At 42.7% G+C, this 25989-nt stretch carries 29 protein-coding genes; 10 read left to right on the top strand and 19 right to left on the bottom strand.

Going from position 1 to position 25989, the window contains the following annotated elements; all coding sequences use genetic code 11:
* The first annotated feature begins 2 nt into the window (after positions 1-2).
* A complete protein-coding gene (locus tag ACU696_RS00765) occupies positions 3-1148 on the top strand; it encodes an ABC transporter permease (protein ID WP_109912115.1) in 1146 nt (381 codons plus the stop codon).
* Positions 1148-2302 carry an ABC transporter permease gene (locus tag ACU696_RS00760; RefSeq protein ID WP_004907491.1) on the top strand — a complete coding sequence of 385 codons (1155 nt, stop codon included), beginning with the start codon at positions 1148-1150 and terminating at the stop codon, positions 2300-2302. Before ACU696_RS00765 ends, ACU696_RS00760 begins: the two co-directional genes overlap by 1 nt.
* Here the strand turns inward: ACU696_RS00760 and ACU696_RS00755 are convergent.
* From ACU696_RS00755 to ubiU, 3 genes are all read right to left on the bottom strand, one after another.
* Positions 2299-2532: a hypothetical protein gene (locus ACU696_RS00755; RefSeq protein ID WP_226537978.1), complete on the bottom strand. Its 234-nt coding sequence runs from the start codon at positions 2530-2532 to the stop codon at positions 2299-2301. The two genes, ACU696_RS00760 and ACU696_RS00755, sit on opposite strands and share 4 nt — an antisense overlap.
* A gap of 90 nt (positions 2533-2622) precedes the next feature.
* On the bottom strand, positions 2623-3498 hold the full coding sequence (locus ACU696_RS00750) for a U32 family peptidase (RefSeq protein ID WP_109912114.1): 876 nt from the start codon (positions 3496-3498) through the stop codon (positions 2623-2625).
* A 17-nt stretch (positions 3499-3515) separates the two neighbouring features.
* Positions 3516-4511 (bottom strand): ubiquinone anaerobic biosynthesis protein UbiU, encoded by a 996-nt coding sequence (gene ubiU / locus ACU696_RS00745; RefSeq protein ID WP_110731591.1) that lies wholly within the window; start codon positions 4509-4511, stop codon positions 3516-3518.
* Between the two features lie 514 nt (positions 4512-5025).
* Between ubiU and ubiT the strand changes: the two genes are divergently transcribed.
* Both ubiT and ACU696_RS00735 read left to right on the top strand, forming a co-directional pair.
* Positions 5026-5550, top strand: coding sequence for a ubiquinone anaerobic biosynthesis accessory factor UbiT (gene ubiT / locus ACU696_RS00740; protein WP_004907497.1), 525 nt, complete (start codon positions 5026-5028; stop codon positions 5548-5550).
* Complete coding sequence (locus ACU696_RS00735) at positions 5544-6047, top strand: GNAT family N-acetyltransferase (RefSeq protein ID WP_209101674.1); 504 nt, start codon at positions 5544-5546, stop codon at positions 6045-6047. Before ubiT ends, ACU696_RS00735 begins: the two co-directional genes overlap by 7 nt.
* Here ACU696_RS00735 and ACU696_RS00730 read toward each other — a convergent pair.
* Positions 6020-6358, bottom strand: a complete 339-nt coding sequence (locus ACU696_RS00730) for a GIY-YIG nuclease family protein (protein WP_004907500.1) — start codon at positions 6356-6358, stop codon at positions 6020-6022. The genes ACU696_RS00735 and ACU696_RS00730 overlap by 28 nt on opposite strands.
* Before the next feature lie 270 nt (positions 6359-6628).
* Between ACU696_RS00730 and ACU696_RS00725 the strand changes: the two genes are divergently transcribed.
* Complete coding sequence (locus tag ACU696_RS00725; protein WP_004907501.1) at positions 6629-6880, top strand: YdgH/BhsA/McbA family protein; 252 nt, start codon at positions 6629-6631, stop codon at positions 6878-6880.
* 306 nt (positions 6881-7186) lie between these two features.
* Positions 7187-7624 carry a YhbP family protein gene (locus ACU696_RS00720; RefSeq protein WP_109912171.1) on the top strand — a complete coding sequence of 146 codons (438 nt, stop codon included), beginning with the start codon at positions 7187-7189 and terminating at the stop codon, positions 7622-7624.
* On the opposite strand, the gene nrdG is transcribed toward ACU696_RS00720, so the two are convergent.
* The 6 genes from nrdG to ACU696_RS00690 all read right to left on the bottom strand — a co-directional run bounded on the left by nrdG (position 7621) and on the right by ACU696_RS00690 (position 12787).
* Complete coding sequence (nrdG, locus tag ACU696_RS00715; protein WP_004907505.1) at positions 7621-8085, bottom strand: anaerobic ribonucleoside-triphosphate reductase-activating protein; 465 nt, start codon at positions 8083-8085, stop codon at positions 7621-7623. The two genes, ACU696_RS00720 and nrdG, sit on opposite strands and share 4 nt — an antisense overlap.
* 4 nt (positions 8086-8089) lie before the next feature.
* Positions 8090-10228 carry an anaerobic ribonucleoside-triphosphate reductase gene (gene nrdD / locus ACU696_RS00710; protein WP_109912112.1) on the bottom strand — a complete coding sequence of 713 codons (2139 nt, stop codon included), beginning with the start codon at positions 10226-10228 and terminating at the stop codon, positions 8090-8092.
* 430 nt (positions 10229-10658) lie between these two features.
* Positions 10659-11045, bottom strand: coding sequence for a 2-iminobutanoate/2-iminopropanoate deaminase (gene ridA / locus ACU696_RS00705; protein WP_004907508.1), 387 nt, complete (start codon positions 11043-11045; stop codon positions 10659-10661).
* Positions 11046-11207: 162 nt separating this feature from the next.
* Entirely contained in the window at positions 11208-11672 is a 465-nt protein-coding gene (pyrI, locus tag ACU696_RS00700; protein WP_004907509.1) for an aspartate carbamoyltransferase regulatory subunit, read from the bottom strand.
* 13 nt (positions 11673-11685) lie between these two features.
* Complete coding sequence (gene pyrB, locus ACU696_RS00695) at positions 11686-12621, bottom strand: aspartate carbamoyltransferase (RefSeq protein ID WP_004907510.1); 936 nt, start codon at positions 12619-12621, stop codon at positions 11686-11688.
* A gap of 34 nt (positions 12622-12655) precedes the next feature.
* Positions 12656-12787 carry a hypothetical protein gene (locus ACU696_RS00690; protein WP_255456629.1) on the bottom strand — a complete coding sequence of 44 codons (132 nt, stop codon included), beginning with the start codon at positions 12785-12787 and terminating at the stop codon, positions 12656-12658.
* Positions 12788-13063: 276 nt separating this feature from the next.
* On the opposite strand from ACU696_RS00690, the gene ACU696_RS00685 reads away from it, so the two are divergent.
* On the top strand, positions 13064-13420 hold the full coding sequence (locus ACU696_RS00685) for a hypothetical protein (RefSeq protein ID WP_036958764.1): 357 nt from the start codon (positions 13064-13066) through the stop codon (positions 13418-13420).
* Between the two features lie 61 nt (positions 13421-13481).
* Here ACU696_RS00685 and phnV read toward each other — a convergent pair whose 3' ends face one another.
* From phnV to phnR, 5 genes are all read right to left on the bottom strand, one after another.
* Positions 13482-14279, bottom strand: a complete 798-nt coding sequence (phnV, locus tag ACU696_RS00680; RefSeq protein WP_196723933.1) for a 2-aminoethylphosphonate ABC transport system, membrane component PhnV — start codon at positions 14277-14279, stop codon at positions 13482-13484.
* Positions 14280-14281: 2 nt separating this feature from the next.
* A complete protein-coding gene (gene phnU / locus ACU696_RS00675) occupies positions 14282-15142 on the bottom strand; it encodes a 2-aminoethylphosphonate ABC transporter permease subunit (protein ID WP_209101677.1) in 861 nt (286 codons plus the stop codon).
* A gap of 1 nt (position 15143) precedes the next feature.
* Positions 15144-16253, bottom strand: a complete 1110-nt coding sequence (gene phnT / locus ACU696_RS00670; RefSeq protein ID WP_109912109.1) for a 2-aminoethylphosphonate ABC transport system ATP-binding subunit PhnT — start codon at positions 16251-16253, stop codon at positions 15144-15146.
* A 6-nt stretch (positions 16254-16259) separates the two neighbouring features.
* Entirely contained in the window at positions 16260-17273 is a 1014-nt protein-coding gene (locus ACU696_RS00665; RefSeq protein ID WP_123382202.1) for a 2-aminoethylphosphonate ABC transporter substrate-binding protein, read from the bottom strand.
* A 127-nt stretch (positions 17274-17400) separates the two neighbouring features.
* The gene (gene phnR, locus ACU696_RS00660) at positions 17401-18120 is read right to left on the bottom strand and encodes a phosphonate utilization transcriptional regulator PhnR (protein ID WP_109912108.1); all 720 of its coding nucleotides are present in this window, start codon (positions 18118-18120) and stop codon (positions 17401-17403) included.
* A gap of 138 nt (positions 18121-18258) precedes the next feature.
* Here phnR and phnW point away from each other — a divergent pair, with 138 nt between their 5' ends.
* Together phnW and phnX are read left to right on the top strand one after the other, a co-directional pair.
* Positions 18259-19362 carry a 2-aminoethylphosphonate--pyruvate transaminase gene (gene phnW, locus ACU696_RS00655; protein ID WP_004907520.1) on the top strand — a complete coding sequence of 368 codons (1104 nt, stop codon included), beginning with the start codon at positions 18259-18261 and terminating at the stop codon, positions 19360-19362.
* A 9-nt stretch (positions 19363-19371) separates the two neighbouring features.
* Positions 19372-20181, top strand: coding sequence for a phosphonoacetaldehyde hydrolase (gene phnX / locus ACU696_RS00650; protein ID WP_004907521.1), 810 nt, complete (start codon positions 19372-19374; stop codon positions 20179-20181).
* A gap of 45 nt (positions 20182-20226) precedes the next feature.
* On the opposite strand, the gene argF is transcribed toward phnX, so the two are convergent.
* Positions 20227-21252, bottom strand: a complete 1026-nt coding sequence (argF, locus tag ACU696_RS00645; RefSeq protein ID WP_209101681.1) for an ornithine carbamoyltransferase — start codon at positions 21250-21252, stop codon at positions 20227-20229.
* Positions 21253-21421: 169 nt separating this feature from the next.
* Here argF and rraB point away from each other — a divergent pair, with 169 nt between their 5' ends.
* Complete coding sequence (gene rraB, locus ACU696_RS00640) at positions 21422-21835, top strand: ribonuclease E inhibitor RraB (protein WP_004907524.1); 414 nt, start codon at positions 21422-21424, stop codon at positions 21833-21835.
* A gap of 68 nt (positions 21836-21903) precedes the next feature.
* On the opposite strand, the gene ACU696_RS00635 is transcribed toward rraB, so the two are convergent.
* The 3 genes from ACU696_RS00635 to ACU696_RS00625 form a co-directional block, all read right to left on the bottom strand.
* On the bottom strand, positions 21904-22407 hold the full coding sequence (locus ACU696_RS00635; RefSeq protein ID WP_110731594.1) for a GNAT family N-acetyltransferase: 504 nt from the start codon (positions 22405-22407) through the stop codon (positions 21904-21906).
* Positions 22408-22568: 161 nt separating this feature from the next.
* Positions 22569-25439 (bottom strand): valine--tRNA ligase, encoded by a 2871-nt coding sequence (locus ACU696_RS00630; RefSeq protein ID WP_196718329.1) that lies wholly within the window; start codon positions 25437-25439, stop codon positions 22569-22571.
* Between the two features lie 37 nt (positions 25440-25476).
* Positions 25477-25926, bottom strand: a complete 450-nt coding sequence (locus ACU696_RS00625; RefSeq protein ID WP_004907529.1) for a DNA polymerase III subunit chi — start codon at positions 25924-25926, stop codon at positions 25477-25479.
* Positions 25927-25989 lie beyond the last annotated feature (63 nt).

The raw sequence follows: 25989 nt of genomic DNA, 5'->3' as shown, positions 1-25989 counted from the left end.
CCATGAAATTTAAGTTCGCTTGGCACGGTTTTGAGCACGCCTTTAGCCGTGAAACCCAAATGGCTATTCGTAGCCCTGTTTTTCATTGGTTAAGCTGGCTGTTTCCATTAATGCTGTTTACGTTAGTTAGTGCTAACTTTTCAGAGGGGACATTGATGGATTTACCCGTTTCTGTGGTGGACAATAACCATAGCCCAGTGTCTCGGCAAATTATTCGTGACCTCGATGCGGGTTCACATGCGGATGTGAAAACCATTGATGACAATCTCAGTACATCATTAAAAAGACTCGGTAGTTCAAAAGATTACGCGTTATTGTACATTCCTCATAACTTCGAAGAAGATGTCTTACGGGGGCGTCAACCTGAGCTACGTATGTATTATAATGCGCTCTTCTATGCATCAGGCAGTTATGCGATTCAAGATTTTAGTGGGTTAGTGGCAGAGCTGAATGCGAAGTATCGCCAAGAAATGGCCAAGTCAATGGGAAAGGCGTTGCCTCCGTTAGCCCAAGTGACACTTTCTTATGACAGTTTATTTAACCCGAGCGGTAGTTATATTTATTATCAGCAGTTTGCTGCAACCATTCATATGCTCCAGCTGTTTGTTGTTACCGCAACAATCTATACGATGTCACGAGGTTCTACCTTACAAAGTGTTAAACCGTTTGTGATGGCGTTACTTGGGAAGTTAGCCCCTTATACCTTATTTTTCAGTATATTACTTGCTGTAGAGATTGCGGCATTAGTTACTATTTTTGATGCTAAAGTGGTAGGAAACCCGTTGTATATGATTATATTAGGGTTTTTCTATGTCATAGCAGCGCAGAGTATTGGTTTATTGCTGTTTAGTTTTACCTCAAGTGCCATTATGGCGTATAGCTTGATAGGGATGCTGGTGAGTATCGCTTTGGCCTTTTCGGGTATGGCGGTACCGGAACTGTCAATGATATTGCCTGCACAAATTATTTCGAATATTGAACCACTTACACATACGTTAAATGCCATGTTTGATATTTTCTTGCGGGAGATTTCCTTTGCTCGCATTGTTCAAGTGTGTCTATTCTTATTGATTTACCCATTTGTCATTGGCTTTTTAATTCGTAAGCGTTTAGTCAAACGGTTAGAAAACCAAGGAGGGGTTGTCTGATGGCTATTTATTTTGCAACCTTTCGTAAAGTGCTACTGGGAATGCTGGAAAAACCGATGTGGCTATTATTGTTGGTTTCTCTGTGCGTCATGAGCTTAGTTTATGCAAAGCCCGTTCTTTGGGATTTACCTGTTGCTGTGATTGATATGGATCACAGCACAGCAAGCCGCGAGTTAATCCGTGACCTCGATGCGACACCGAAAGTGGAATTGCAAAGTTATGATAACCTTGCCCAAGCGCGTCAAGATATGATCGCGAGAAAACTATTCGCGATAATTATCATTCCAACGGATTTCCAACAACATTTACTGAGCGGTAAAAATATCACGGTGCCAGTGTATGGAGATGGAACCAACCGGCTAGCGAGTGGGCAAATTCAGCAAGAGTTATCAAAAGCCTACCAAACCCTGCTCAATGCTTATAACACCCAATTACTCACTAAAGCAGGTTATAGCCAAGAGCAGGCTAAAGTGATTATTACCCCTATCCGCAGTGAAACTGAGCCATTGTATAACCCAGGGATCAGCTTTGCAGCGATCGTTTTTCCTGGCTTATTGGTGATGTTATTGCAGCACTCCTTACTGATTGCCTGTGTACGAGTCAGTATCGCGGTGCGTTCTACGCCTAAAGGAAAGCCGCCATTAGCCGTTTATTTAGGGGCGTTATCTGCTTTAATTCCGATCTGGTTATTTTTATCCACTGTATTTTTCGCGCTTTGGCCATGGGTATTGGGCTACCGACAAGAAGCGCCATTGTATGTAATTTGGATGTTCACGTTCCCATTCCTATTGGCTGTTTTAGGGCTTGGCAAGTTAGTGACGGAATGTTTGCGCAGTGTTGAAATGATTTACTTAACTTTGGCATTTATTACCACCCCGGTGTTTTATATGTCAGGCACGATTTGGCCACTACAGGCGATGCCTGATTGGGTACGTATGATTGCCTCTGCATTACCATCTACATGGGCTACAAACGCCATGGCAGGCCTTAACCAAATGGGATTACCGTTTAGTGATGTACTTATGGATATCGTGATGATGTTGATTTTAGGCGTTATTTACACGGTTATTGGGGTATTCATTGGTATGCTCCGAGATGGAGAATTACGCCATATTAGCCATATGTTTAACCGTTGGCGCAGGCATCGGCATTAACCGTTATTTTTGAGTAGGAAACCTATTGCTGAGTTGGGATCAACGGCTTTTGTTGCCATTTTTGCTTCTTGGCTTAAGGTTTCCCAGTCATCAGGAGGGCTACCTGTACTTAGCATTGAGGCAAATACTTGATAGGCATCACGTATAGCCGCAGGGATAGTTGTTTGGCTGCATTCGGTAAGGTGGGATTTTGCACGTAAAGACACGGTGCTTGGGTCTATATCAATCATTTTATTTACCTCAAAACTTTCCAGTCTATCCTCAGTGTAATGCAAATGCATTGTACCTGAGGATAGGTGGTTATAAGGTGGGTAATTGATTTAAGGCACCATCGACAATCCTGCAATTTGTCGCCAATAACCATTGCAATTTTTATCTGAAATATTCAATGGAATATCCCCATTTTCATTCGCTTTAAATTGCTTGAATATCTCAAGTGACTCAATACCTTCAGGGGATATGCGTACAATATCCACAAGGTCATGCATTGAATACAGGTCATTGCCAAGGTTATAGCAAGCACCACTGAGCGTTTGAATACCATTCAACGTAAATACCTGCTGATGTTCCTGAGAAAGCACCTTGCGCCCTTGTGGGTAGTTTATACAACAAGTTTCGCATTCGTCTTTTTGCTTATTTTCAGAGCGCGCAGTAAAGCAGCGTGCGGAATAGGCAAGTGGTAAGTGACCGTAGCTCATTACTTCAACATCAAATTTGCCACGAATACCGATGTCATCGCACTGATTTAGCAAATTAACCAGCCAGTCACGCGATAACTCTACAGGCATACACCAGCGCACCATACCTTGGCGTAACAGAATATTTAAGGTTTGTGCGTTATAGCAATTCAAACCGTGACCAGCGACAAAAGGAAGGTTTCTTTCGACTAACATGTTGATCACACCAAAATCATGGGCTTCAACGAGAAACTCGCCATTATCAACTAATTTGCTGATTTCTTTAAGTTCGGAAGGAGCTTGAAGAAGAGCAAGGGTACTCAGAACAATTTGTTTGCCACTCTTGGCGAGTTGTTGTGCGAGTTCTATCCAGTCATTGGGCTTCATTTCTCGGCGTTTACTACACACCGTCTCACCGAGATAAATAATATCAGCGTCGCTTTGCATGGCGTGTTGATAAAAATCTTCCAGCGTTTGTTTTGGCCAGTAATAAAGAATAGATCCTAACGAGTACTGCATGATATTTACCTTTTAAATTACTGCCATTTACGATGATAGGCACCCAATGTGGTTTGGCTTCCTTCAGACAGCCCACCTAACGCTTTTAGCCATTTCGGGTCAGTGACAAAATTGTTAGGGTTGGATTTGAAGCGGTCGATGGCTTGGCGCCAAATACGCGTCACTTCAGTCACATAAGCAGGACTGCGCTGGCGGCCTTCAATTTTGACAGAGGCAATATTTGCTGCCATCAGTTCAGGTAATAATTCAATGGTGTTGAGGCTGGTAGGCTCTTCAAGGACATGATATTTCTGTTCATCGACAAGATAACGTCCTTTACATAGCGTTGGGTAGCCTGCATTTTCATCTTTTTGGTAACGGTCTATCAACACATTATTGAGGCGTGATTCCATTCCTTCTTCCGTTTGTTGCCAACGAACAAAACGGGCTGGAGAGCATGCGCCTACCGTATTTGGTGACTCACCTGTGAGATAAGAAGACAGATAGCAGCGCCCTTCAGCCATGATACATAAACTACCAAAAGCAAACACTTCCAGTGGCACAGAGCTATTTTTGGCTAATTGTTTTACTTGGTGAATAGATAGCACACGTGGAAGGACAACGCGGTGGACTTGGAAATTACGTTCATAGAAGCGGATGGCTTCAGTATTGGTCGCTGAGGCTTGGACAGAAACGTGCCTTTCAATATGTGGGTATTTATTTGCAGCGTACTCTAACATGGCAATATCGGCTAAGATCAAGGCATCAGCACCAAGATCTGCGGCAAGATCGACGGAGTTTTGCCAACGTTCGTAACCATTAGGATGTGCAAACGTATTAATCGCAATATGTAATTTTCGTTTACGGTTATGGATATAACGCTCAGCTTCATGCAGTTTTTTTTCAGTAAAATTAAGTCCTGCGAAATGCCGTGCATTGGTATCATTTTTTAGTCCAATATAAACGGCATCAGCGCCGTTATCGACCGCCGCTTTTAAAGCGGGCAAATTCCCTGCGGGGCAGAGTAATTCCATTGTCCTATCCCTGTGTAAAATTTAACAGCTGACATTCTAGTCAACAGAACTGTTATAGATTTTGATTTAGAGCAGAGAAATTGTTAATGGATATCAGTATTCGTTAATTAAGGTCGTTAGGGAAATAAGGGGGCTGGTGGGTAATAAAGCAACTTTACCAAATGAAAGAGGATAAGTTTTATAAATAGGGTATATGAATTATTTATGACTAGTTTTTGATCGTTTATTGGAACGGATAGGTAATTAGGGATGATTTTTTATCCATGGGAAGTGAGAAATAAATATTGGCGGGATGGGCAAAAATTGATATAGGATCAAGCCAATAATAACATTTTTTGGCAAGATAACTTATCGTGAGTCAAATGTTAGGTTAATGGCTTCAATAAATGGGGTTATTAGCGTCGAAAATTTAATCGTCTAAATATGCAATATGTTACCCTAAATAATTCGAGCTGCTACTGCTGTTAAGTAGTTACACGAAAACGGGCAGACAATTACTACGGGAGTCAGTACTGTGTTAGGTAAAATTCGTTCTCAACTCATCACGAAAGGCCCTTCATTTTTGAAACTGCCTTTAAAAGTAACCCCATTCGCATTGCAGCGCCAAGTTCTTGAGCAATTACTAAGCTGGCAATTTCGTGAATCAGTGAAAGAAGGGGAACTTGATTTTCTCGAAGACAAATGGCTAAAGGTTGAAGTTCGTGACTTAGCGTTAGTCTGGTTTATCAGTTTGCAAGGTGGCCAACTGTCCGTCAAACAGCATGCAGAGGCTGATGTTAGTGTGAGTGGTAATGCGAATGATCTAGTACTGATCGCCGCGCGTAAAGAAGACCCTGATACGCTCTTTTTCCAACGTAGGTTGGTGATTGAAGGGGATACAGAGCTTGGCCTCTATGTGAAAAACTTAATGGATGCTTTTGAACTCGAAAATATGCCAGCTCCGTTGCGTTTTGCTTTATTACAATTGGCTGATGTAATTAAAACCGTGCATGAAAGTGAGGACGTAGAGCATAAGTCGCCTGCGTTAACTTCATGCTAATTCGAGTTGAAATCCCTGTCGACGCAATGGGTATTGATAAATTATTGCGTGAAACGTTTCCAACTGAAGCAGAAGCTAATCTTGTTCAACATTTACGTGAGGATGGTTTGCTAACTCTCGGGGTTGTGGCAACAAATGATGATGGTGAAGTGATTGGCTATGTAGGCTTCACGCCTGTCGACGTTAACGATGAAGACGTGCAATGGGTTGGCCTTGCACCATTAGCGGTAAATAAAGCGCATCAAGGCCAAGGGATTGCAGAAAAACTGGTCTATGAAGGGTTAGATAGCCTCAATGAGTTTGGTTATGGTGCAGTCGTTGTACTGGGGGATGAACTCTACTATTCGCGCTTCGGTTTTGAACCCGCTGCAAGTCACGGTATAAGCTGCCAATGGCCTGAACAACAAGCTCATTTTTTGGTTTGTGGCTTAGAGAATGGTGAAATTGGAGAACACCAAGGTTTGGTGACTTACTCTTCACACTTCAATAATTTATAGTTAGCTAAGTAGTTAACTAAGTCATCGGGCTGGTCTATGACCAGCCTTTCTTTTGTTTTTTTATTCAGTTGCTTAACTTGATATTCTATTTTCGACGCTGCTGAACGAGAACCAATAAAACACGAGAATGCTAATGTCAGTGGCATTTTCCCTTTCAATGCTTTTGCCCCTGTTCCTGCTTTATGTTGCTCAAAACGACGTTGCACATTGGTGGTGATACCACAATACAAGGCGTTATTTTTCTCTCTCACCAAGTAAAGATACCAGTCATTTTGTTCTAATTGGCTATTATTTAGTGTTGTTTTTATCATTCTGTGCTGATTTATAAGGGAAAAATATTGGGTGAACAACGAATATATTCGTTAAGTAAGATATTTATAACATATTAAAATTTAAATAAAAAATGATATGAAACTGTCACAAATTTGTAACCTCAATCTAAGTTATGATTCAAATTATTTGAATAACTATAGCAAAATTAGCTAATTTTCTTTTCAAACTAAAGCGCATAATATGATCCATATCACGGAGGGACAGTAAAAATCCCAACTAAAAATCAAGTTTACAAGAAGGAATATACAATGAAAAAATCAACATTATTTGCTGCTGCTTTAGCTTTAGGTGCTGCATCATTCGGTTCAATGGCTGCTGAAGAAGTTCAACATACTAGTCAGCCAGCTGCGGGTTATGTCTCAGTAACAGGTGCAGTGAGTGTCAATGACCTGACCGCACAATTAGCCAAAAAAGCTGATGAAGCTGGTGCAACTTCATTCCGTGTGATTTCTGCTGGTGGTGAAAACTCAATGAATGGTACCGCGGCTATCTATAAATAAATTTATTCGTCATATTTACTCGTCATACTTCGAGCCGTAGCGTTGTTGGCCGCGTTCATTCGCACTAGTCACATACTTATGTATGCTCCTAGCGCCTCGTTCACTTGCCGCCTAGCTACAACTCCAATTATTTAGAGTAATGACTCGAATTTAGTTGGCGTATAGGCCTAAAAATATTTAGGTTAATATTTCAGCTAGTTAGAGTATAGTAATAGCGAATTTTATGCCTACGTTCAGAACGGTTTAAGCAAGCTTAAGGGGAATCCCCCAAAAGCTTGTTCTGAACGGGTTTACATGGAAACCGCTATGACGCCTGAACAAACTTTAAAGCACATCCAGCGCTATATTGCCCGCCAACACGTTTTCTCTCTTTTTACTCACCATAACAATGATATCTGGCCTGCCAGTTGTTACTATGCATTTGATGCGAAAACGATGTGCCTGGTTTTAATGACAGACGCGAATTCAAGGCATGGGCAATTGATGGTGGCTAACCCGCAAGTGGCTGGCACAATATCAGCGCAAACCAAAGCCGTTAATGCAATACAAGGTATTCAATTTACAGGTGAAATTAAAATATTAGAAGGTGAGGAAGAACGGCTTGCCCGCGGTTTTTACTGTCGTCGTTTCCCTGTGGCATTAGTAGCGAAACTGCCTGTTTGGCAGCTTCACTTGCGGAATGTCAAAATGGTCGATAACAAATTAGGTTTTGGTACCAAACTACATTGGGAATGCCAAATTTAACGCAATTTGTGGATCACTTGATTGGAGCTACCGCGCCAAATTAAGCGTGGGTCATGTAAATCCTGTTCAAATTTACCGTCAATTACGGTATTAACTAAACTCACCACTTTTTGTTGTTCAAGCGTCAAATCACTCAATATGTATCCTGTCCATAACCAAATATCCTTATCTGGGCAAACGGCTTTTACGCGTTTAACCAACTTGAGCACCGCAGGCAAGTTGGCTGGGTGTAGCGGGTCTCCGCCCGACAGGGACAAACCCTGTCGACGAATACGCGTGTCTTGCAAATCTTGGATAATTTGATCTTCCATTTCTTGGGTGAATGGCACACCTGAATCAACTCGCCATGTACTTTGATTGTAACAACCACGGCATTGATGAACACACCCTGCCACAAACAGTGTACAGCGAGTTCCGGGGCCATTGACGACATCAACAGGATAATATTGGTGATAATTCATAGTATTAACCTATTTGACCGTTACCTAAATGCTTAATACGGCGTTTTACTTCTTCTTGTTTACCTGCATTAAATGGTCTTGCATCTGGGCTGCCTAAATAGCCACACACACGGCGGATAACCGAAACTCGGTTAGTATCATGGTTACCACAAGCAGGGCAGGTAAAGCCTTTGCTGGTGCAGGAAAACTCACCGGAAAAACCGCATTCATAACACTCATCAATGGGTGTGTTAGTACCATAATAAGGCACATGTTGATAGCTGTAGTCCCACACGTCTTCTAAGGCTCTAACATTATGTTGTAAGTTTGGATATTCGCCATAACAGATAAAACCGCCATTCGCGAGTGCAGGGTAAGGCGCTTCAAAATCAATTTTATCGTAAGGATTCACCTGTTTTTCAACATCTAGATGGAAGCTGTTTGTATAGTAACCTTTGTCGGTAACACCTGGTATCACACCAAATTCAGCGGTATCGAGACGGCAGAAGCGGTCACATAGGTTTTCACTTGGTGTGCTGTATAAACTGAAACCATAGCCTGTTTGGGCTTTCCATTCATCAGTGGCTTGGCGTAAGTGGTTGACAATTTCGACAGCTTTTTCACGTAATTTTTCGTCATCATAGACATGGGTTTGTGTGCCAAAAAGTGCATTGATGGTTTCATGCAACCCAATGTAACCTAACGAAATGGACGCGCGACCATTTTTGAAGATCTCAGCAACGTTGTCATCCGCTTTTAAGCGAACTCCGCAGGCGCCTTCCATATACAAAATTGGGGCAACACGCGCTTTTACGGTTTCTAAACGGGCAATGCGAGTCATTAAGGCTTTTTTGGCAATGGCTAAACGTTCATCCAGTAATGCCCAAAACGCATCTTCGCTGCCCTGTGCTTCGATAGCAATACGAGGCAAATTGAGGCTAATAACGCCTAAATTGTTGCGCCCATCGTGAATTTGTTGCCCATTTTCTTCATAGATCCCCAGGAAACTGCGGCAGCCCATCGGCGTTTTAAATGATCCAGTAACATCAACGACACGGTCGTAGTTAAGAATATCGGGGTACATGCGCTTACTGGCACACTCTAAAGCGAGTTGTTTTATGTCGTAATTAGGGTCACCCAATTTATGGTTTAGGCCATCTTTAATTGCGAATACGAGCTTAGGGAAAACCGCCGTTTTACGATTTTTGCCAAGGCCCGCAATGCGGTTTTTCAGAATAGATTGCTGAATTAATCGTGCTTCTTTAGAGGTTCCAAGGCCAAAACCAAAGGTGACAAATGGGGTTTGGCCATTCGCAGTGTGAAGTGTATTAACTTCATACTCTAAAGATTGAAAGGCGTCGTAACACTCTTTATCGGTGCGGCTGTGTGCATAACCCTCTGCGTCTGCAATTCCCCATTCTTTGGCGACGTTTAGGTGTTTTTCGAAGCTAATTGCCACATATGGCGCTAAAATTTCGTCAATACGGTTAATGGTTGTGCCCCCATAAATATGGCTTGCAACTTGGGCAATAATTTGTGCAGTAACGGCTGTTGCGGTTGAAATAGACTTTGGCGGCTCTATTTCGGCATTTCCCATTTTAAACCCGTTAGTTAACATGCCTTCAAGGTCAATTAACATACAGTTAAACATTGGAAAGAAGGGAGCATAGTCGAGGTCATGATAGTGAATTTCACCGCGTTCGTGTGCGATAACGACATCTCTTGGTAAAATATGCTGTTTTGCATAGTGTTTAGCGACAATACCCGCGAGTAAATCGCGTTGTGTCGGGATCACTTTACTGTCTTTATTGGCATTTTCATTGAGTAAAGAGACGTTACTTTGTTCGATTAGCCCACGAATGTCATGAGTCAATTGGCTGCGTTTTTCACGTTCGCTGTCTCTATCGTGGCGATATTCAATATAAGCACGAGCTAAGTCTTTATAAGGCCCGGCCATTAGTTGGTCTTCAACCGCATCTTGAATGTCAGCGATATCCACTCGGTCACGGCTGCAAAGTTGTTCTGTGACGACAGAAGCAACCTGAAGACAATAATCGTCATCCTTAACATTCACAGCAGCCGCTGCGCGTTTAACGGCTTCCTGAATTCGTGGAAGGTCAAAACCGACCTGACAACCATCTCTTTTAATAACAACCGTTCCCACGGGCATTCTCCTTGTTAAGTTATCCACAATACGACTTCAGCTATTCGCCATGTTTATCACGGGTACTAATCTGTGGATAAAATGTGAATAAATACTATATGTTGTGTCAATTGGTGTAATTAAAGCACAATATGTGGGATATTGCTTTTATTTAGATCGCTAACATTTGATTTAAAACAAAGAAAAAAATAATTTGTATGAAGATCAAAAGCGCAGAGGAAATAAATCTTTTCAGTTACTAGGATTCATTTTAATCATGCAAATAAAGTGTGTGTAATCGAATTTCCATCAGCGGAAAACGGGAAAAGTAGAGTTATAGTGTACAATCGGGAAGTTTTATGAGGACGGTAATACGTTTGGGGTGACAAAATCAGCGGGAAAAATAAAGACACCCCACTCAAAGCATGGGGTGTTTGGCTCGAACTAATCGTTATTTACGTACTGCGATTGCTTCGATTTCAATTTTTACGTCTTTTGGCAGACGAGCAACTTCAACACAAGAGCGAGCTGGGAATGGTGCATTATGTTGCTTGAAAAACTCTTCATAGGTGGCATTCACTGTCGCGAAGTCATTTAAATCTTTTACAAATACCGTTGTTTTCACGATATTAGCCGCACTTAAGCCAGCTTTTTCTAAAATTGCTTTTACGTTAGCCAGTGATTGGCGAGTTTGTGCTGCGATATCTTCAGGCACTTCACCGGTTTTAGGGTCAACAGGGATTTGACCTGATGTGATAACCATACTACCCAAATCTACGCCTTGAACGTAAGGACCGATCGCTGCTGGTGCGTTTTCTGTATTGATTTCGTATGACATAACTACTCCGTTTCATCACGTAAAGAGAAAATACTCATCATGTGGCAAGCCACAGCAGTGTTTGTGGCTTGGTGTGACTTTGAGTATAACTTTATGGGGTATTAGGCGCTATTATAAACATGGATTGCACCTAGACAACACCGCAGTCTACGCAAAAACAACCTACTGGTTATTGATCACAGCGTCTCTATCGAACTCTTTTTCGCAGAATTTACACGTCAGTGCGACTTCTTTGCCGATTTTTTTCACTCGGAAACTGCTTGATACGGGCTCATTATGGCTAATACAGTTGCTATTTGGGCAAATTAACACATTGTCGATATACTGAGGCAGTGTGAGTTCAAGCTTTTCGACCACTTGGTAATCTTCAATGCGATTCACAGTGGCTTCAGGGGCATACATAGCTAATTGGTTAGCTTGCTCAGGAGTTAAAAAGGTATTTTCAATTTTGATAATATCTTTCTTGCCTAAGTTGCTTGAAGGTAAATTTAAACCAATGGTGATGCGCTCATCCGTTTTGGTCAGTTTGAACAGTTTGAGTAATTTGAAGCCAATTTGAGCAGGAATGTGGTCAATCACTGTACCGTGGCTGATTGCTTCAACTTGTAATTTATGGTCGTGTGTCATGATGATTTCCTCCTCAGATAGCCAATTCTTTATTTAAAACCAGTGATAGCAATGCTTGCCTTGCATAAATCCCATTGCCTGCTTGTTGAAAATAATAAGCATATGGGGTGCTATCTACATCAACCGCGATTTCATCAACTCGAGGTAATGGATGTAAGACTTTTAAATTCGGTTTTGCACAATGCAGGTCAGCGGCACTTAAAATAAATTGGGCTTTCACATTCGCGTATTCAGAAGGGTCGAGACGCTCTTTTTGTACGCGAGTCATATACAGAATGTCGAGTTCTGGCATCACTTCATCAATGTTATTGTGCAGGCTGTAGGTTGCGCCTTTTTCTTCTAAGATGTGCAGAATATGGTTTGGCATTGAAAGCGCTTCGGGAGCAATAAAGTAGAAGTGATTACCTTCAAATTTAGACAGTGCTTGTGTAAGAGAATGCACGGTTCTACCATATTTTAAGTCACCAACCATGGCAATTTGTAGGTTCTCTAAACGGCCTTGCGTTTCTTGGATAGTAAACAAGTCGAGTAATGTTTGCGTCGGATGCTGGTTCGAGCCATCGCCTGCATTAATGACAGGAATATGGCCTGCAAACTGGCTAGCGAGGCGAGCGGCACCTTCTTGCGGATGGCGCATGACGATAGCATCCACATATTGGCTGATAACAGAGATAGTATCGGCCAATGTTTCCCCTTTTTTACCGAGGGAGGTGTTGGTGCTGTCAGAAAAGCCAACAACAGAAGCGCCTAAACGGTGGATAGCTGTTTCAAATGACAAGCGCGTGCGTGTCGAGGCCTCAAAGAAACAGCTTGCGATAACTTTATGTTTTAGGAACTCGGGTTGTGGCTGCTTTTTTAATGAAGCAGCGACGTTAAGTACTAATTCAAGATCTGAACGGTCTAAATCATTAATCGAGATGATATCGCGGTGGTATAAAGGGTTCGGCATTGTTGTTCTCCTGTGTCAGCAAGACATATTAGGTCTATAGGCCAAAAAAAAGCCCCTCATTGAGGGGCTTTTTTATAAATAAGAAGGGGAAAAACAGGCTGTCCAGACCGCCAGAAGGCAGTGCAGTGGAGGTGTTCTCTGTAAAAAATAGAGCAGCAACGTTCATGGTTTCTCCCGGCAAATTGTGGCGCATTATACGCATCTGATTCCATGACGCAAGCGTTTGCATAAAGAAAAATACATTTTTTTTATTTTTGCGTTTTGGTGAATATTTGAACTAACTGAAAAATGGGAGAAATAGTATCTCTCAATAGGGAATGCGCTGAGTATTGGTGTTTTTTAAACCAAAATTAAATCACATGATTGAATATACAGTACATTTATTTACACTTATTTTATGTGCGAGTAAGATAATTTTTCTTTTTAATTAAATATGATCATTATGAAATCACGACTTTTTATTCTATTGGCATTCCTTCTCTCTGGCTGTTCATCTGTTTGGGTACCTGTTTCCGGCGGTTCAAAATTCACTCAAGCTGAGGCGAATGCAGTTTGTAAACCTGAAGCCCTTCATTTGTACCCAATCAAAAATGAAGTTGCGCAGCGCTCTGTTATGTCTTATGTCGAAAAAAAATGCAAAAAAGATGATGATTGTGGCAAAGACAAAACTTATAAAGAACAAACACCAGTTATGGAAAGCTATGTGATTGATGTCAATGAAGACACCCGTAATAATTATTACTTGGAATGCATGGTGTCTAAAGGCTGGACAAAAAAAGATAAGTATATGTGGGAATAGCATACAAGCAGCTAAATAGCCCAGTAGGCGCAGTTTACTTGGCTATTTAGCATGACAACGTTTATTTTTGCCCAAGTCTTTTCGCTACTTTCTCTAATTTCATCATTAGTAATAATGTAATCGAAACTAATACAATCGTTAGTGCCGAACCATCTGAAATATTGCCTCTATCGGTTAAACTGAAAATTGAAACAGGTAATGTCGCCCAGCCGGGGGGATATAACATCATCGTGGCGCCAAGTTCCCCTAAAGACAGTGAGAGGCTTAATGCCAGTGCTGAAATCATCCATGGCATCAAGAGTGGTAAGGTCACATGGCATAAACGATACCAAGGGGAAGCGCCTAAGCTAAAAGCTACGTTTTCTATATCGGGAGAAATACGTGCTAAGCCAGTGGAAACATTGCTAAAAGTAAAAGCCGAAATCAACACAAAATGGGCACTAAATACAATCCAAAAGGTGCCGTTCATCTGTAAATAGCCTTGGCTGAATGCCACAAGGATCCCAAGCCCGATAGAAACAGAAGGAATGGCGCTGGGGAGGTAAAATGCAATACTCAGCCACTTTTGTATTTTCCCACTGTGTCTTCTTAATGCTAACGCAGCCCAAAGCCCACAAAACAGCGCAAATAGACTGGCACTAAAACCAACCACTAGGCTGGATAACATGGCGTCCCAAGCTGGCCCACTAAATGCGTTCACAAAATGTTCAAAAGTAAAGCCTGAAGGCAAAATGCCATTCCATTGGCGGCTGAAACTCGACATTAAAATCATCACTAAAGGCAGTAAAAACAATAAACTAAATAAGCTGATGGCAATGATAGTAGCAGTAACTCGTCCTTTTTTAGACCAAATCAACATAATTAATTCCTTACACCAAGACGAGTGGTTGCCATTCTGTAGAGAAAAAATAACCCGAGTGAAAGCAAGATGTTAATTAAGGCAATCATGCATGCTACGGCATAATCTGACTCTAATATTGCCTTGCTATAGACCATCATCGGTAAGGTATTGACGCCTTTCGCCCCGATAAACAGTACGATGCCAAATTCATTGGTGGTTAACAGCAGGCACAGGCTACCCCCTGCTAATAGAGCGGGAAGTGCTGCAGGGAAAATAACTTGCGCGATAACCCGTGCAGGATGTGCGCCTAAAATACTGGCGGCTTCTAATTGGCTCTTGTCGATTTGGCGCAGTGCCGCCATAAGGGGACGCATCACCAAAGGGGTAAAAACGGTAATTTCTGCTAAGATCACGCCATGAATTGAATAAAGGAACTCAACGGGCGGCAATTCGAAATCAAACAATGCCATCAAGGTGCCATTGAGTAGCCCTGCAGAACCATAAATGAAGGTAAAAGCGAGTGTAATCAAAAAGGTCGGTAGAGCAATAAAAGTATCAATCACTTGCGTGATAAAACGACTTCCCGGGAAAGGAATAAACACTAAGATCAGTGATAAGATACTACCTATCACAAGGCAACCTAAAGTGGCCAAAATGGCGATGTAGAGTGTGTTCCATAACCCATTAATAAAGCGCTTTGACTCAATAAGTTTCCAAAATGCGTCTAACCCCCATTTTCCCGCCTCATTTTGTAGTGCTTGTTGCGCTATCAACAATAAGGGATAAAAAAACAGCGTAGCTAACACCAGTAATGGCGGTAATATCCAATAAATGGGCTTTATTGTTATTGATGAACCTTTTGGCACGCTAATATGTGACATGTTATTCCTCAATTAAAACGGTATCTACTGGTGAAAACCATAAGGTGAGTTTATCGCCGATTTTAGGCGGTGAGGCCAAATGGGTGATGGCAACACTCACGGTTTCACCCGCAACATCACAAATTAAATGCGTTAAATCCCCCTGCCAACGAATAGACGTTAATGTGACTTGTAATTGATTGGTGGTATTGGCGTTTTGTACTAGCGTAATGTGTTGTGGGCGGATACACACCCATTTGTGGGTGCCAGCTCGCATACCTAATGTATGAGCTTCCAGCAATGTTCCACCACAACTGACATTTACTTTTCCGGGAGTTGTTGAAAAGCCAAGTGCTGTCGCGGCTAGAATATTGGCTCGGCCTAAAAACTCAGCTGCAAAACGGTTGGGGGGGCAGTGATATAAGGCATTTTTCTCACCATGTGCGACTAAATAGCCATCTTTCATAATGCCAATTTTATCACCAAGCGCGAGAGCTTCCGTTTGGTCATGGGTCACATAAAGAATGGTTAAATCAGGTAGTTCACGGTGTAACCGGGCGATTTCTTCAACCATATTATGGCGAATTTGCGCATCTAGCGCGGAAAGTGGTTCGTCGAGTAACAGAACACGAGGCCTTACGGCAATCGCTCTAGCAATCGCCACTCGCTGTTGCTGACCTCCTGAAAGTTGGTGAGGGTAGCGGGTTGCGTAATCCGTCATTCCGACGATTTTAAGGGCTTCAACGACTCGCTCATTAATGAGTGCTTTAGGTTGTTTTTGAGCTCGTAAGCCAAATGCCACATTTTCTTCCACTTTCATGTGGGGAAATAATGCGTAGTTTTGTACAACCATACCAAGTCCACGTTGGTAGGGGGGAAGGTGGGTGATATCCATATCACCTAATAAGATGCGCCCGCTATCAGGTTGAGCAAACCCGGCAATAGCACGTAATACCGTGGTTTTCCCCGATCCTGAAGGGCCGATTAAGACGAGTATTTCACCGGGGTCGATAGTGAGATCCAAGGGTTTCAATACCACATTGTTGTGGTAGGACACCCGCAAAGACTCGAGTTTGATCCCTGAGTGCTCGTTTTGCTGCATTGCAGTAGTGGCTTTTCGTTTCATCAACATCACAAGTTACTCACCATCAGTGACTTTTTGCCAACGTGAAATATCATCGGATAGGGAAACTTCAACTTCATTCCAATTAGGCTGCCAGGTTTTCACACCTTCTAACATTTGGACAGCAGTGTGGTATTGCTTATCAGATGGTGTGATATCTGAACGAACAGGCATTCCCCATGAAAGCTCACTGACCCGGCTTTGTGAGGGTTTATCTAAAAGGAAATTAATCAGCTTTTTGCCGTTTTCTGTTTCAGGGGCGTTGTTAACTAAGCCGATAACATAAGGTAAAACCAGTGCACTACGTTCCCCATTGGCATCTTTTGGCCAGAAAATTTGGACATTCGGGTTACGTGCCATTTGAGATAAATTCATTTGTAAGTCGCCATTAGCGACATACAGTTCCCCTTTATTGACAAGTGCGGTGAGTTTACCTGTGGAGGCCGATGGGCCAACGTTATTAGCCTGCAATTTACCGAGGTAATCAAACCCTGCATCTTTGCCATTAAAACTGTGGAAAACTTGTAACATCACTGCGGTGCCGTCCCCTGCTTGTCCCGGTGTTGAATATTGCAGTTTATTATTAAAGCGAGAATCGAGTAGGGAGTCCCAATTTTCAGGAGGAGACTTAAGCAGTTTAGCGTTATAGATAAAGGTCAGGTAATTATTGACTAACGGTGTGTAATAGTGATTGGAATTAGGAATATTTGCTGCATTTTCTGGCGTAAATTCAGCTAATAACTGGTTTTTTGCGGCACGTTGAATAAAGGGAGGAACAGTAATCAGCACATCGGCTTGTGGATTGGTTCGCTCTTTAGCGAGCCTTTCAACTATCGCCCCTGAACCACTTTCGACATACTGTACTTTGATACCGGTTTGTTTGGTAAATGCTTCGAACTGATTTTTATACCAACTGTTGTTGCCATCGTGAAGCCCATCAGCGGAGTAAACAGTCACAACATCAGCAGCAAAAACAGAGGTAGAGCAAAGGGTTGCCATTAATAGGCCAGCTAAGTAGGTGCGTTTCATGGTTTTCTCCTGTTAAGGTAAAATGTATTCTGGTATATACCAGATGTTTTTTACGCTAACGGGTTTATATGACAGAAAGATGAAATGCAGATAAATAGCTAAAATTATTTTCTATAGGCAGAAATAATCACAAAGTATCGACTTCGATGCGCAAGCTATCATGACGCCAGTACTCAACATCATAATCTAAAATTCGGCCATGTTGGTCATAGTTTAAGCGCTGCAACAATAGGGCTGGACGACCAACGGTAACCCCCAGTGCTTGTGCTGCTTGCGCCGGCATTGCTGTTGGGTAAAAAGACAAATGCATGCTGGTATAAATTAAATTGAAATGGGCTTCGTATACCTCCGTTAGGCTGCCATTGAGATCGTAACGTAGCAGCTCAGGAACGCGAGCAGGTAAGCAATGGTTTTCACAGTAACAAACAGGTCTGTCATCAGCAAAACGTAGGCGGGTGAGTAAATAAATTTGTTCAAACGATTGAAGTTTTAAGGGAGTCATCGCTTCGAGAGGAACGGGAATGACTTTTCCATTCAGTAAGACTGTCTTCGGTTGGCGACCTTGTTCAAGGCAAAGTTTATGGAAATTGGTATTTTGGGTTGGATCTAACCAGAGGCGCTCAGGTGTGACAAACCAACCGCGGCGTTCAGAGCGGTAAATGACTCCACTGGATTCTAACTGCGCCAAACTTTCGCGAATAGTGACGCGAGTAGTATTGAAAATGGCGCAAAGTTCGCGTTCAGAGGGGAGTTTATCCCCACATTTTAACGAACCATTTTGAATCCTTTCCTGTAGTTGGGCTTTGATAAGCAAGTATTGTGGGGTTTCATCCGCTGATAATTTCATGGTTATTTCCTATCATTGTTTCAATCATATTATACATAGTTATATGAATTTTTTGTTTCACGCACACTTTTCCTTTGACCTTTTGAGTCGCCTACGACCATTATAATAGCAATCTGGTATAGACCAAAGGTGAATTGAATGACAAACAATAATTATTTGCTATTAACACCGGGACCGCTCACGACATCTAAAACGGTGAAGGAAGCCATGTTGTTTGATAGCTGCACATGGGATGATGATTACAATTTAGGCGTTGTACAACATATTCGCCAACAATTAGTGGCACTGGCAACGGCCAACGCAGGGTATTCATCGGTACTACTTCAAGGAAGTGGAAGCTATGCGGTTGAAGCTGTTTTAGGTAGTGCTATCGGCGATAAAGAGAAAGTTTTGATTATCAGTAATGGCGCCTATGGTGCTCGAATGGCACAAATGGCCCAAGGCTTAGGTGTTGCCCATTGTGTTTATGATTGTGGTGAAGTGGCTTTGCCTGATCTGCAACGGGTCGAGCAGTTATTACAACAAGATAACCAAATCACTCATATTGCGATGGTACATTGTGAAACCACGACTGGGATTTTAAACCCGATAGAGAAAATCGCGAAGTTAGCGAAACAGTATCAAAAATGTTATATCGTGGATGCAATGAGCAGTTTTGGCGGAATTCCCATGGATATTGCTGAGCTTAACATTGATTTTCTCATTAGTTCGGCAAATAAGTGTATTCAGGGAGTTCCGGGGTTTGCTTTTGTCATTGCTCGTGCTGATGCACTTGAAGTCTGTAAAGGGCGTTCCCGTTCATTATCGCTAGATTTGTATGCGCAGTGGCGCTGTATGGAAGATTTCCATGGTAAATGGCGTTTTACTTCTCCAACCCATACGGTATTAGCATTTGCCCAAGCACTTAAAGAGTTAGCTCAAGAAGGTGGCGTAGCCGCGCGTTTTCAACGTTATCGACAAAATCAACATAAGCTGGTGGTTGGTATGCGTCAATTGGGTTTTACCACATTGTTAGAAGATGGTCTCCATTCGCCGATTATCACCGCATTTTACTCACCAAATTCGCCTGATTACCAATTCAAGCAATTTTATCAAAATTTAAAATCACAAGGCTTTGTCATTTATCCGGGCAAGGTCTCGCAAAGTGATTGTTTCCGCATTGGAAACATTGGTGAAGTTTATGAAAAAGACATTGATGCCTTGTTGGTAGCAATAGAAAAAGCCATTTACTGGGAAAAATAAGGGAAAGAAATGAACCGTATTGAAGCTGTTATTCTTGATTGGGCGGGTACCACTGTTGATTTTGGTTCTTTTGCGCCTACTCAGATTTTCATTGAAGCATTTAAATCTGTGTTCGATATGGATATCACACTGGCTCAAGCGCGCATTCCTATGGGGCTAGGAAAATGGCAGCATATTGAAGCACTGGGTAAATTGCCTGAGGTAGACGCTTTATGGAACGCGAAATTTGGCCGCTCAATGAGTAGTGAGGATATCGATAAAATCTATGCGGCCTTTATGCCATTGCAAATTGCTAAAGTGGTCGACTTTGCTGCGCCAATCGCTGGAGTTGTCGACACAATTGCTACATTACGCAGCCAAAACATTAAAATTGGTTCTTGTTCAGGTTACCCTCGTGCCGTGATGGAGAAGTTAGTTCCAGCAGCAAAGGTGTTGGGCTATCAACCTGACTACTGGGTCGCGAGCGATGATATTCCCGCGGGTGGGCGACCGGGGCCTTGGATGGCACTTCAGAACGTGATTAAGTTAGGTATCGGCTCCGTATCAGCTTGTATTAAAGTGGATGATGCTGTTCCTGGTATTGAAGAAGGACGTAATGCCGGGATGTGGAGTGTTGGTTTGTCTATCTCGGGTAATGAGTTTGGTAAAACATGGGAAGAGTATCAAGAGATGACTGTAGATACGGTTAACTCGTTAAAACAACAAGCCGCCGAGAAATTGTATGCTGCTGGTGCTCATTATGTGATTGATACGTTAGCGGATTTGCCATCGGTTATTGATTGTATCAATCAGCGTTTGGCGAAAGGTGAACGTCCATAATGATAGGTTACCCTCAACTCATTTGGTTGAGTTGAGGGTAGGAATTTAAAAAACATTAATAGGAAGTTCTGGCGCTAATGTCGCTACCATTACCGCTTTGATGGTATGTAAACGGTTTTCTGCTTGATCAAAGGCAATACTGTAAGGAGATTCAAAGACTTCTTCCGTGACTTCTAACCCACCAAACATATTGAATTCTTTAGCAAGTTGCGCTCCCAATGTGGTGTCTTCATTATGGAATGCAGGTAAGCAGTGTAAGAACTTAACATTCGGGTTGCCAGTGAGCTTAATCACATCCATATTCACTTGGTATGGTTTTAATAAATTAATGCGCTGTGCCCATACTTCTTTGGCTTCTCCCATCGATACCCACACGTCGGTATAGATAAAATCGGCATCTTTAACACCTTCGGCGACATCTTCCGTGAGTGTGATTTTCGCACCCGTTTTTTGAGCCAGTGCTTGGCAAGTATTCACTAATTCTTCTTCTGGCCAGCAGCTTTTCGGCGCAACAAGGCGTAAATCTAAACCTGTAAGCGCAGCAGCTTCTAGCATCGAATTCCCCATGTTATTGCGTGCATCACCTAAATAGGCAAATTTAATTTCAGATAATGGTGTATTTGGTCGGTGCTCTTGAATGGTTAGCAGGTCGGCTAATAACTGTGTGGGATGGAATTCGTTAGTTAGTCCATTCCATACAGGCACTCCCGAGTGCGCGGCTAAGAGTTCTACTGTGTTTTGAGCGAATCCGCGGTATTGAATACCGTCATACATCCTGCCCAATACTCGAGCAGTATCTTTCATGGTTTCTTTGTGGCCGATTTGGCTACCAGAAGGCCCTAAATAAGTGACTCTAGCGCCTTGGTCAAATGCACCAACTTCAAATGCACAGCGTGTCCGCGTTGAATCTTTTTCAAAAATAAGCGCAAAGTTTTTACCTGAAAGGAGGGGCTGTTCTGTACCGGCTTTTTTTTCTGATTTTAGCCAAGAAGAGAGTTTTAAAAGTGAATGAATTTCGCTAGAAGTAAAATCTAGTAACCTTAGAAAAGGTTTATTATATAGGGGGTTCATAATTGGCAGCCTTTTTGTTTTGAATTAATATTCAATTTATATTCATAAAAATTCAAAATCAACCCCCAACGCAAAAGAAATTATCTTTAAATATATGGTTTCACTGTCAACCGTATGGGAGAATGGCGCAAAGAAAGACGAGCGACAAAGAAATAAAAGGGGTGTGGATATGGTAGATAAAGCTGAATTGGATGCGCAGTACGAAGAAACTCGCTTAATTATCGAAGAATTATTGGAAGATGGCAGCGATCCTGATGCATTGTATGCGATTGAGCATCATTTCTCTGCTGACAACTTTGCACTGTTAGAAAAAGCGGCTGTTGAAGCTTTTAAACTAGGCTATGAAGTCACAGATGCGGAAGAACTCGAAATTGAAACGGGTGAAACCCTGATGTGCTGCGATGTGATCAGTGAAAGTGCTTTAAATGCAGAGCTGATTGACGCACAAGTTGAACAATTAATGAAGCTGGCTGAGAAAATGGGCATCAACTATGATGGTTGGGGCACGTATTTTGAAGACCCAGACGCAGAATATGACGACGAAGACGGTGACGATATCGACCCTGAAGATCGCGTTCATTAATTATTAGTCGCATCATGCAACTGCATAAAAGGATAGCTAAAAACTATCCTTTTTCGTTTAGCGTAGAATTATAATGCCTTTAACATGCGAATTTCACAGTCACTATGACCCGTATTTCCTAACGGTTCATCAATAAATTCAAACCCTAATTTTTCATATAACTTAATAGCCGCTTGGAGCTCTTTGGTTGTTTCTAGGTAGCAACGGGTGTAACCTTGCTGTTTAGCAAACTCCAGAGACATCAGTACGATTTGCTTCGCTAAGCCTTTGCCGCGTAGTACTGAAGATAAATACATTTTCTGTAATTCTGCTGTTTCGCTATCACCACCAGCAACTTGTGAAACACCGCCACCGCCAACAATTTTGCCATCCATTTCAACTACCCAGTAAGCACTGCGCGGTTTGCTATACACCTCAAATAAGGTATCTAAAATAGGGTCAGCAACGGCAAAGCCTTTGTCCGCAGTTAAGCCATGTTCAGCGGAAACTTCGCGAATAACGGCGGCGATCCCAGGGTTGTCTTGAGGTTGAATTAAACGAACTTTAACGGTTTGGTTTGTGTCTGTTGTCATGGGAACATCTCTTTTATTTGTATTAATTATATTTTTCATTGCGGCATTGGTAGTCGCAATATGTATGATATTGGCACATTTTTAATATTTTCAATGCCCTAATACAAAAAAGCCCTGACTCATCAACGACGAGTCAGGGACAGATACTTAAAGCTTAATGATTACAAAGAGGCAATCGTCACTTTTTGTGCTTCAATTTTAGCTTTTGCTTCAATATTGGCAGTTAAGCGTTCACGCTCTTTTTCAACAACGGCAGCAGGCGCACGGCTCACAAAACCTTCGTTTGCCAGTTTGTTTTCAATGGTTTCGATTTCTTTCACCACTTTTTCCAGCTCTTTATCTAAACGAGCCAGTTCCGCGTCTTTATCAACCAGACCCGCCATTGGGATCAGTAACTCAGCACCGCCAACCAGTTTGGTGACAGAAACCGGTGCTTCTTCGCCTTCAGATAGCACGCGGATGCTTTCTAAACGCGCCATTGATTTGATAAAGCTTTGGTTTTCTTCGATACGGCGTTTTGCATCAGCAGAAGCACCACGCAGCATCACATCGAGCGGTTTACCTGGTGAAATATTCATTTCTGCACGAATGTTACGAACGGCAATAATCGCTTCTTTGATCCACTCAAGGTCACTCAGCGCAAGTTCATCGACTTTAGCGGCATCGAACTCAGGGAACGCTTGCAACATAATGGTATCAGCGTCAATACCTTTAACGACTTTCACTCGTTGCCAGATAGTCTCAGTGATAAATGGAATGATTGGGTGAGCAAGGCGCAATAAGCCTTCCAGCACTTCGATCAGGGTGAAACGCGCTGCACGAACTTGCGCTTCATTACCTTTATGAACTGCAGGTTTAGACAGCTCTAAGTACCAGTCACAGAATTCATTCCATGTGAAATCATACAAAATACCCGCTGCGATATCGTAACGGTGAGTATCTAACGCTTCACGGTAAGCTTTTACAGTCTGATTAAATTGCGCCATGATCCAGCGGTCAGCCAATGAGAAGCTCATTTCACCGCCGTTTTGGCCGCAATCTTGGCCTTCGGTATTCATCAATACGAAGCGGCTCGCATTCCATAATTTATTACAGAAGTTACGGTAACCGGATAGACGTTTCATATCCCAGTTGATGTCACGACCTGTTGAAGCTAATGCGGCTAAAGTAAAGCGTAGGGCGTCAGTACCGTGGGCTTCAATGCCTTCTGGATATTCTTTACGAGTACGTTTAGCAATTTTTTCAGCCAATTGCGGCTGCATCATGTTGCCAGTGCGTTTTTCAAGTAAGTCTTCTAAAGAAATACCGTCAATCATATCCAGTGGGTCAATAACGTTCCCTTTGGATTTTGACATTTTTTGGCCTTCTTCATCACGGATCAAGCCTGTCATGTAAACGGTTTTAAATGGTACTTGTGGTTCACCGTTTTCATCTTTGATGAAATGCATGGTCATCATGATCATACGGGCGATCCAGAAGAAAATAATATCGAAGCCACTGACCAATACATCTGTTGGATGGAAGGTTTTCAGTGCATCGGTATTTTCTGGCCAGCCGAGAGTCGAGAATGTCCACAGACCGGAAGAGAACCACGTATCCAGTACGTCATCATCTTGACGCAGAGCGATATCTGCACCTAAGTTGTTTTCACGACGGACTTCGTCTTCATCACGACCCACATAGACATTGCCTTTTTCGTCATACCATGCAGGAATGCGGTGACCCCACCAAAGTTGGCGAGAAATACACCAGTCTTGAATATCACGCATCCAAGAGAAATACATGTTTTCGTACTGACGAGGAACGAACTGAATACGGCCATCTTCAACAGCCTTGATAGCATCACGAGCTAAAGGCTCGGTGCGCACGTACCATTGGTCGGTCAGCATAGGTTCAATAACCACGCCACCACGGTCACCGTAAGGCACTGTTAAGTCATGCGGTTTTACTTCAACCAGCAGGCCAAGTTGTTCGAACTCTGCCACGATAGCTTTACGAGCCGCGAAACGTTCCATCCCACGATACGCTTCTGGCATTTCGCAACTATAAGCCGTAGATGGGTTACCGTTGGTATCGAAAACCTCTGCTTCGTTACGAACGTTACCGTCTAAGTCCATCATGTTAATCATCGTTAACTGATGGCGTTTACCGACTTCATAGTCATTAAAGTCATGAGCTGGCGTGATTTTCACGCAACCAGTGCCTTTTTCCATGTCGGCGTGTTCATCACCCACAATTGGGATACGGCGGTTAACGATTGGCAGAATAATTTCTTTGCCAATTAAATCTTTATAGCGTGGATCTTCAGGGTTAACTGCAACACCAGTGTCCCCTAGCATGGTTTCAGGACGAGTGGTCGCGACCACTAAGTAGTCTTTGCCTTCAGCGGTTTTTGCACCGTCAGCCAGTGGGTAGCGCAGGTGCCACATAGAACCTTTAACTTCACGGTTTTCAACTTCTAAGTCAGAAATTGCCGTGTGCAGTTTCGGGTCCCAGTTGACTAAGCGTTTGCCACGATAAATTAAGTTTTCTTTATAGAGACGAACGAATGCTTCTTTAACAGCTTTAGATAAGCCTTCATCCATGGTAAAACGCTCGCGATCCCAATCAACAGAGTCGCCTAAACGGCGCATTTGTTGTGAAATTGTACCGCCAGATTCCGCTTTCCATTCCCAGATTTTGTCAATGAACGCATCGCGGCCGTAGTCGTGACGGTTTTTACCTTCTTCGGCTGCAATTTTTCGCTCAACGACCATCTGAGTTGCAATACCCGCATGGTCTGTTCCCGTTTGCCATAAGGTATTTTTACCTTGCATACGCTGGTAGCGGATCATGGTATCCATGATAGTTTGCTGGAAGGCATGCCCCATGTGCAGGCTACCAGTGACGTTCGGTGGCGGAATGACGACACAGAAGCTGTCTTGGGTGGTATCCCCATTAGGTTTAAAATAACCGCTTTTCTCCCAGTGAGCATACAGTGACTGCTCAATCTCTGCGGGGTTATATGTTTTATCGAGCGAGGGCTCATTCATTGGGCTATCTGGTTTCTTTTCCATTATCTTTTTGTATTCAGTAAGTTGGCGGCGTCGCCATAGTCAAATTGAAGCCGACGCTACGGTACGTTTTATACCGTTCACGCGCCAACTGTTTTAAAGTTTCATCAATAGGTACGAAGTCTATCACTTCATGGAAAGCCGTGGCAAAATCTGCGAACTGATTTTGTAAATTAATCAGTATATCGCGAGGTGTTGTGCCTCTTTTGGCCGGCCAGCAAATTTCAATCGGTGCACCATAACGCGGGCCTTCCCCTGCCAAATTATGCGGGACAAACTGGTGTGGATCACGCTGCCAAAGGGCCTCATCAATCTTTTCAGCCTGTAGTTGTGTTTCGCAAGCAATCAAAACACGCTTTCCACTGCGCCACATCTGAGCGGCAAGCTCACAAGCTAGCCATTCATGGGCTTCAAGTTCAGAATGTGGTGATGTCTGTTCTAGTTGGTAAAATGTACCTTTTTTCATATACCCGTCATACTTCAATTTGTAGGGGTGTTGGCTACGCGCTTTCGCCTTAGTCACATACTT

This window comes from Providencia sp. PROV_01 (assembly GCF_053098325.1).
Note: the sequence above shows the minus strand (reverse complement) of the source record. Positions and strands in the feature narration are given on the sequence as shown.

What these genes read in the sequence shown, in the direction of transcription:
- ACU696_RS00765 (WP_109912115.1), top strand. Translation starts at nt 3, where the DNA reads ATGAAATTTAAGTTCGCTTGGCACGGTTTTGAGCACGCCTTTAGCCGT.
- ACU696_RS00760 (WP_004907491.1), top strand. Translation starts at nt 1,148, where the DNA reads ATGGCTATTTATTTTGCAACCTTTCGTAAAGTGCTACTGGGAATGCTG.
- ACU696_RS00755 (WP_226537978.1), bottom strand. Translation starts at nt 2,532, where the DNA reads ATGATTGATATAGACCCAAGCACCGTGTCTTTACGTGCAAAATCCCAC.
- ACU696_RS00750 (WP_109912114.1), bottom strand. Translation starts at nt 3,498, where the DNA reads ATGCAGTACTCGTTAGGATCTATTCTTTATTACTGGCCAAAACAAACG.
- ubiU (WP_110731591.1), bottom strand. Translation starts at nt 4,511, where the DNA reads ATGGAATTACTCTGCCCCGCAGGGAATTTGCCCGCTTTAAAAGCGGCG.
- ACU696_RS00735 (WP_209101674.1), top strand. Translation starts at nt 5,544, where the DNA reads ATGCTAATTCGAGTTGAAATCCCTGTCGACGCAATGGGTATTGATAAA.
- ACU696_RS00730 (WP_004907500.1), bottom strand. Translation starts at nt 6,358, where the DNA reads ATGATAAAAACAACACTAAATAATAGCCAATTAGAACAAAATGACTGG.
- ACU696_RS00725 (WP_004907501.1), top strand. Translation starts at nt 6,629, where the DNA reads ATGAAAAAATCAACATTATTTGCTGCTGCTTTAGCTTTAGGTGCTGCA.
- ACU696_RS00720 (WP_109912171.1), top strand. Translation starts at nt 7,187, where the DNA reads ATGACGCCTGAACAAACTTTAAAGCACATCCAGCGCTATATTGCCCGC.
- nrdG (WP_004907505.1), bottom strand. Translation starts at nt 8,085, where the DNA reads ATGAATTATCACCAATATTATCCTGTTGATGTCGTCAATGGCCCCGGA.
- ridA (WP_004907508.1), bottom strand. Translation starts at nt 11,045, where the DNA reads ATGTCATACGAAATCAATACAGAAAACGCACCAGCAGCGATCGGTCCT.
- pyrI (WP_004907509.1), bottom strand. Translation starts at nt 11,672, where the DNA reads ATGACACACGACCATAAATTACAAGTTGAAGCAATCAGCCACGGTACA.
- pyrB (WP_004907510.1), bottom strand. Translation starts at nt 12,621, where the DNA reads ATGCCGAACCCTTTATACCACCGCGATATCATCTCGATTAATGATTTA.
- ACU696_RS00690 (WP_255456629.1), bottom strand. Translation starts at nt 12,787, where the DNA reads ATGAACGTTGCTGCTCTATTTTTTACAGAGAACACCTCCACTGCACTG.
- ACU696_RS00685 (WP_036958764.1), top strand. Translation starts at nt 13,064, where the DNA reads ATGAAATCACGACTTTTTATTCTATTGGCATTCCTTCTCTCTGGCTGT.
- phnV (WP_196723933.1), bottom strand. Translation starts at nt 14,279, where the DNA reads ATGTTGATTTGGTCTAAAAAAGGACGAGTTACTGCTACTATCATTGCC.
- phnU (WP_209101677.1), bottom strand. Translation starts at nt 15,142, where the DNA reads ATGTCACATATTAGCGTGCCAAAAGGTTCATCAATAACAATAAAGCCC.
- phnT (WP_109912109.1), bottom strand. Translation starts at nt 16,253, where the DNA reads ATGTTGATGAAACGAAAAGCCACTACTGCAATGCAGCAAAACGAGCAC.
- ACU696_RS00665 (WP_123382202.1), bottom strand. Translation starts at nt 17,273, where the DNA reads ATGAAACGCACCTACTTAGCTGGCCTATTAATGGCAACCCTTTGCTCT.
- phnR (WP_109912108.1), bottom strand. Translation starts at nt 18,120, where the DNA reads ATGAAATTATCAGCGGATGAAACCCCACAATACTTGCTTATCAAAGCC.
- phnW (WP_004907520.1), top strand. Translation starts at nt 18,259, where the DNA reads ATGACAAACAATAATTATTTGCTATTAACACCGGGACCGCTCACGACA.
- phnX (WP_004907521.1), top strand. Translation starts at nt 19,372, where the DNA reads ATGAACCGTATTGAAGCTGTTATTCTTGATTGGGCGGGTACCACTGTT.
- argF (WP_209101681.1), bottom strand. Translation starts at nt 21,252, where the DNA reads ATGAACCCCCTATATAATAAACCTTTTCTAAGGTTACTAGATTTTACT.
- rraB (WP_004907524.1), top strand. Translation starts at nt 21,422, where the DNA reads ATGGTAGATAAAGCTGAATTGGATGCGCAGTACGAAGAAACTCGCTTA.
- ACU696_RS00635 (WP_110731594.1), bottom strand. Translation starts at nt 22,407, where the DNA reads ATGACAACAGACACAAACCAAACCGTTAAAGTTCGTTTAATTCAACCT.
- ACU696_RS00630 (WP_196718329.1), bottom strand. Translation starts at nt 25,439, where the DNA reads ATGAATGAGCCCTCGCTCGATAAAACATATAACCCCGCAGAGATTGAG.
- ACU696_RS00625 (WP_004907529.1), bottom strand. Translation starts at nt 25,926, where the DNA reads ATGAAAAAAGGTACATTTTACCAACTAGAACAGACATCACCACATTCT.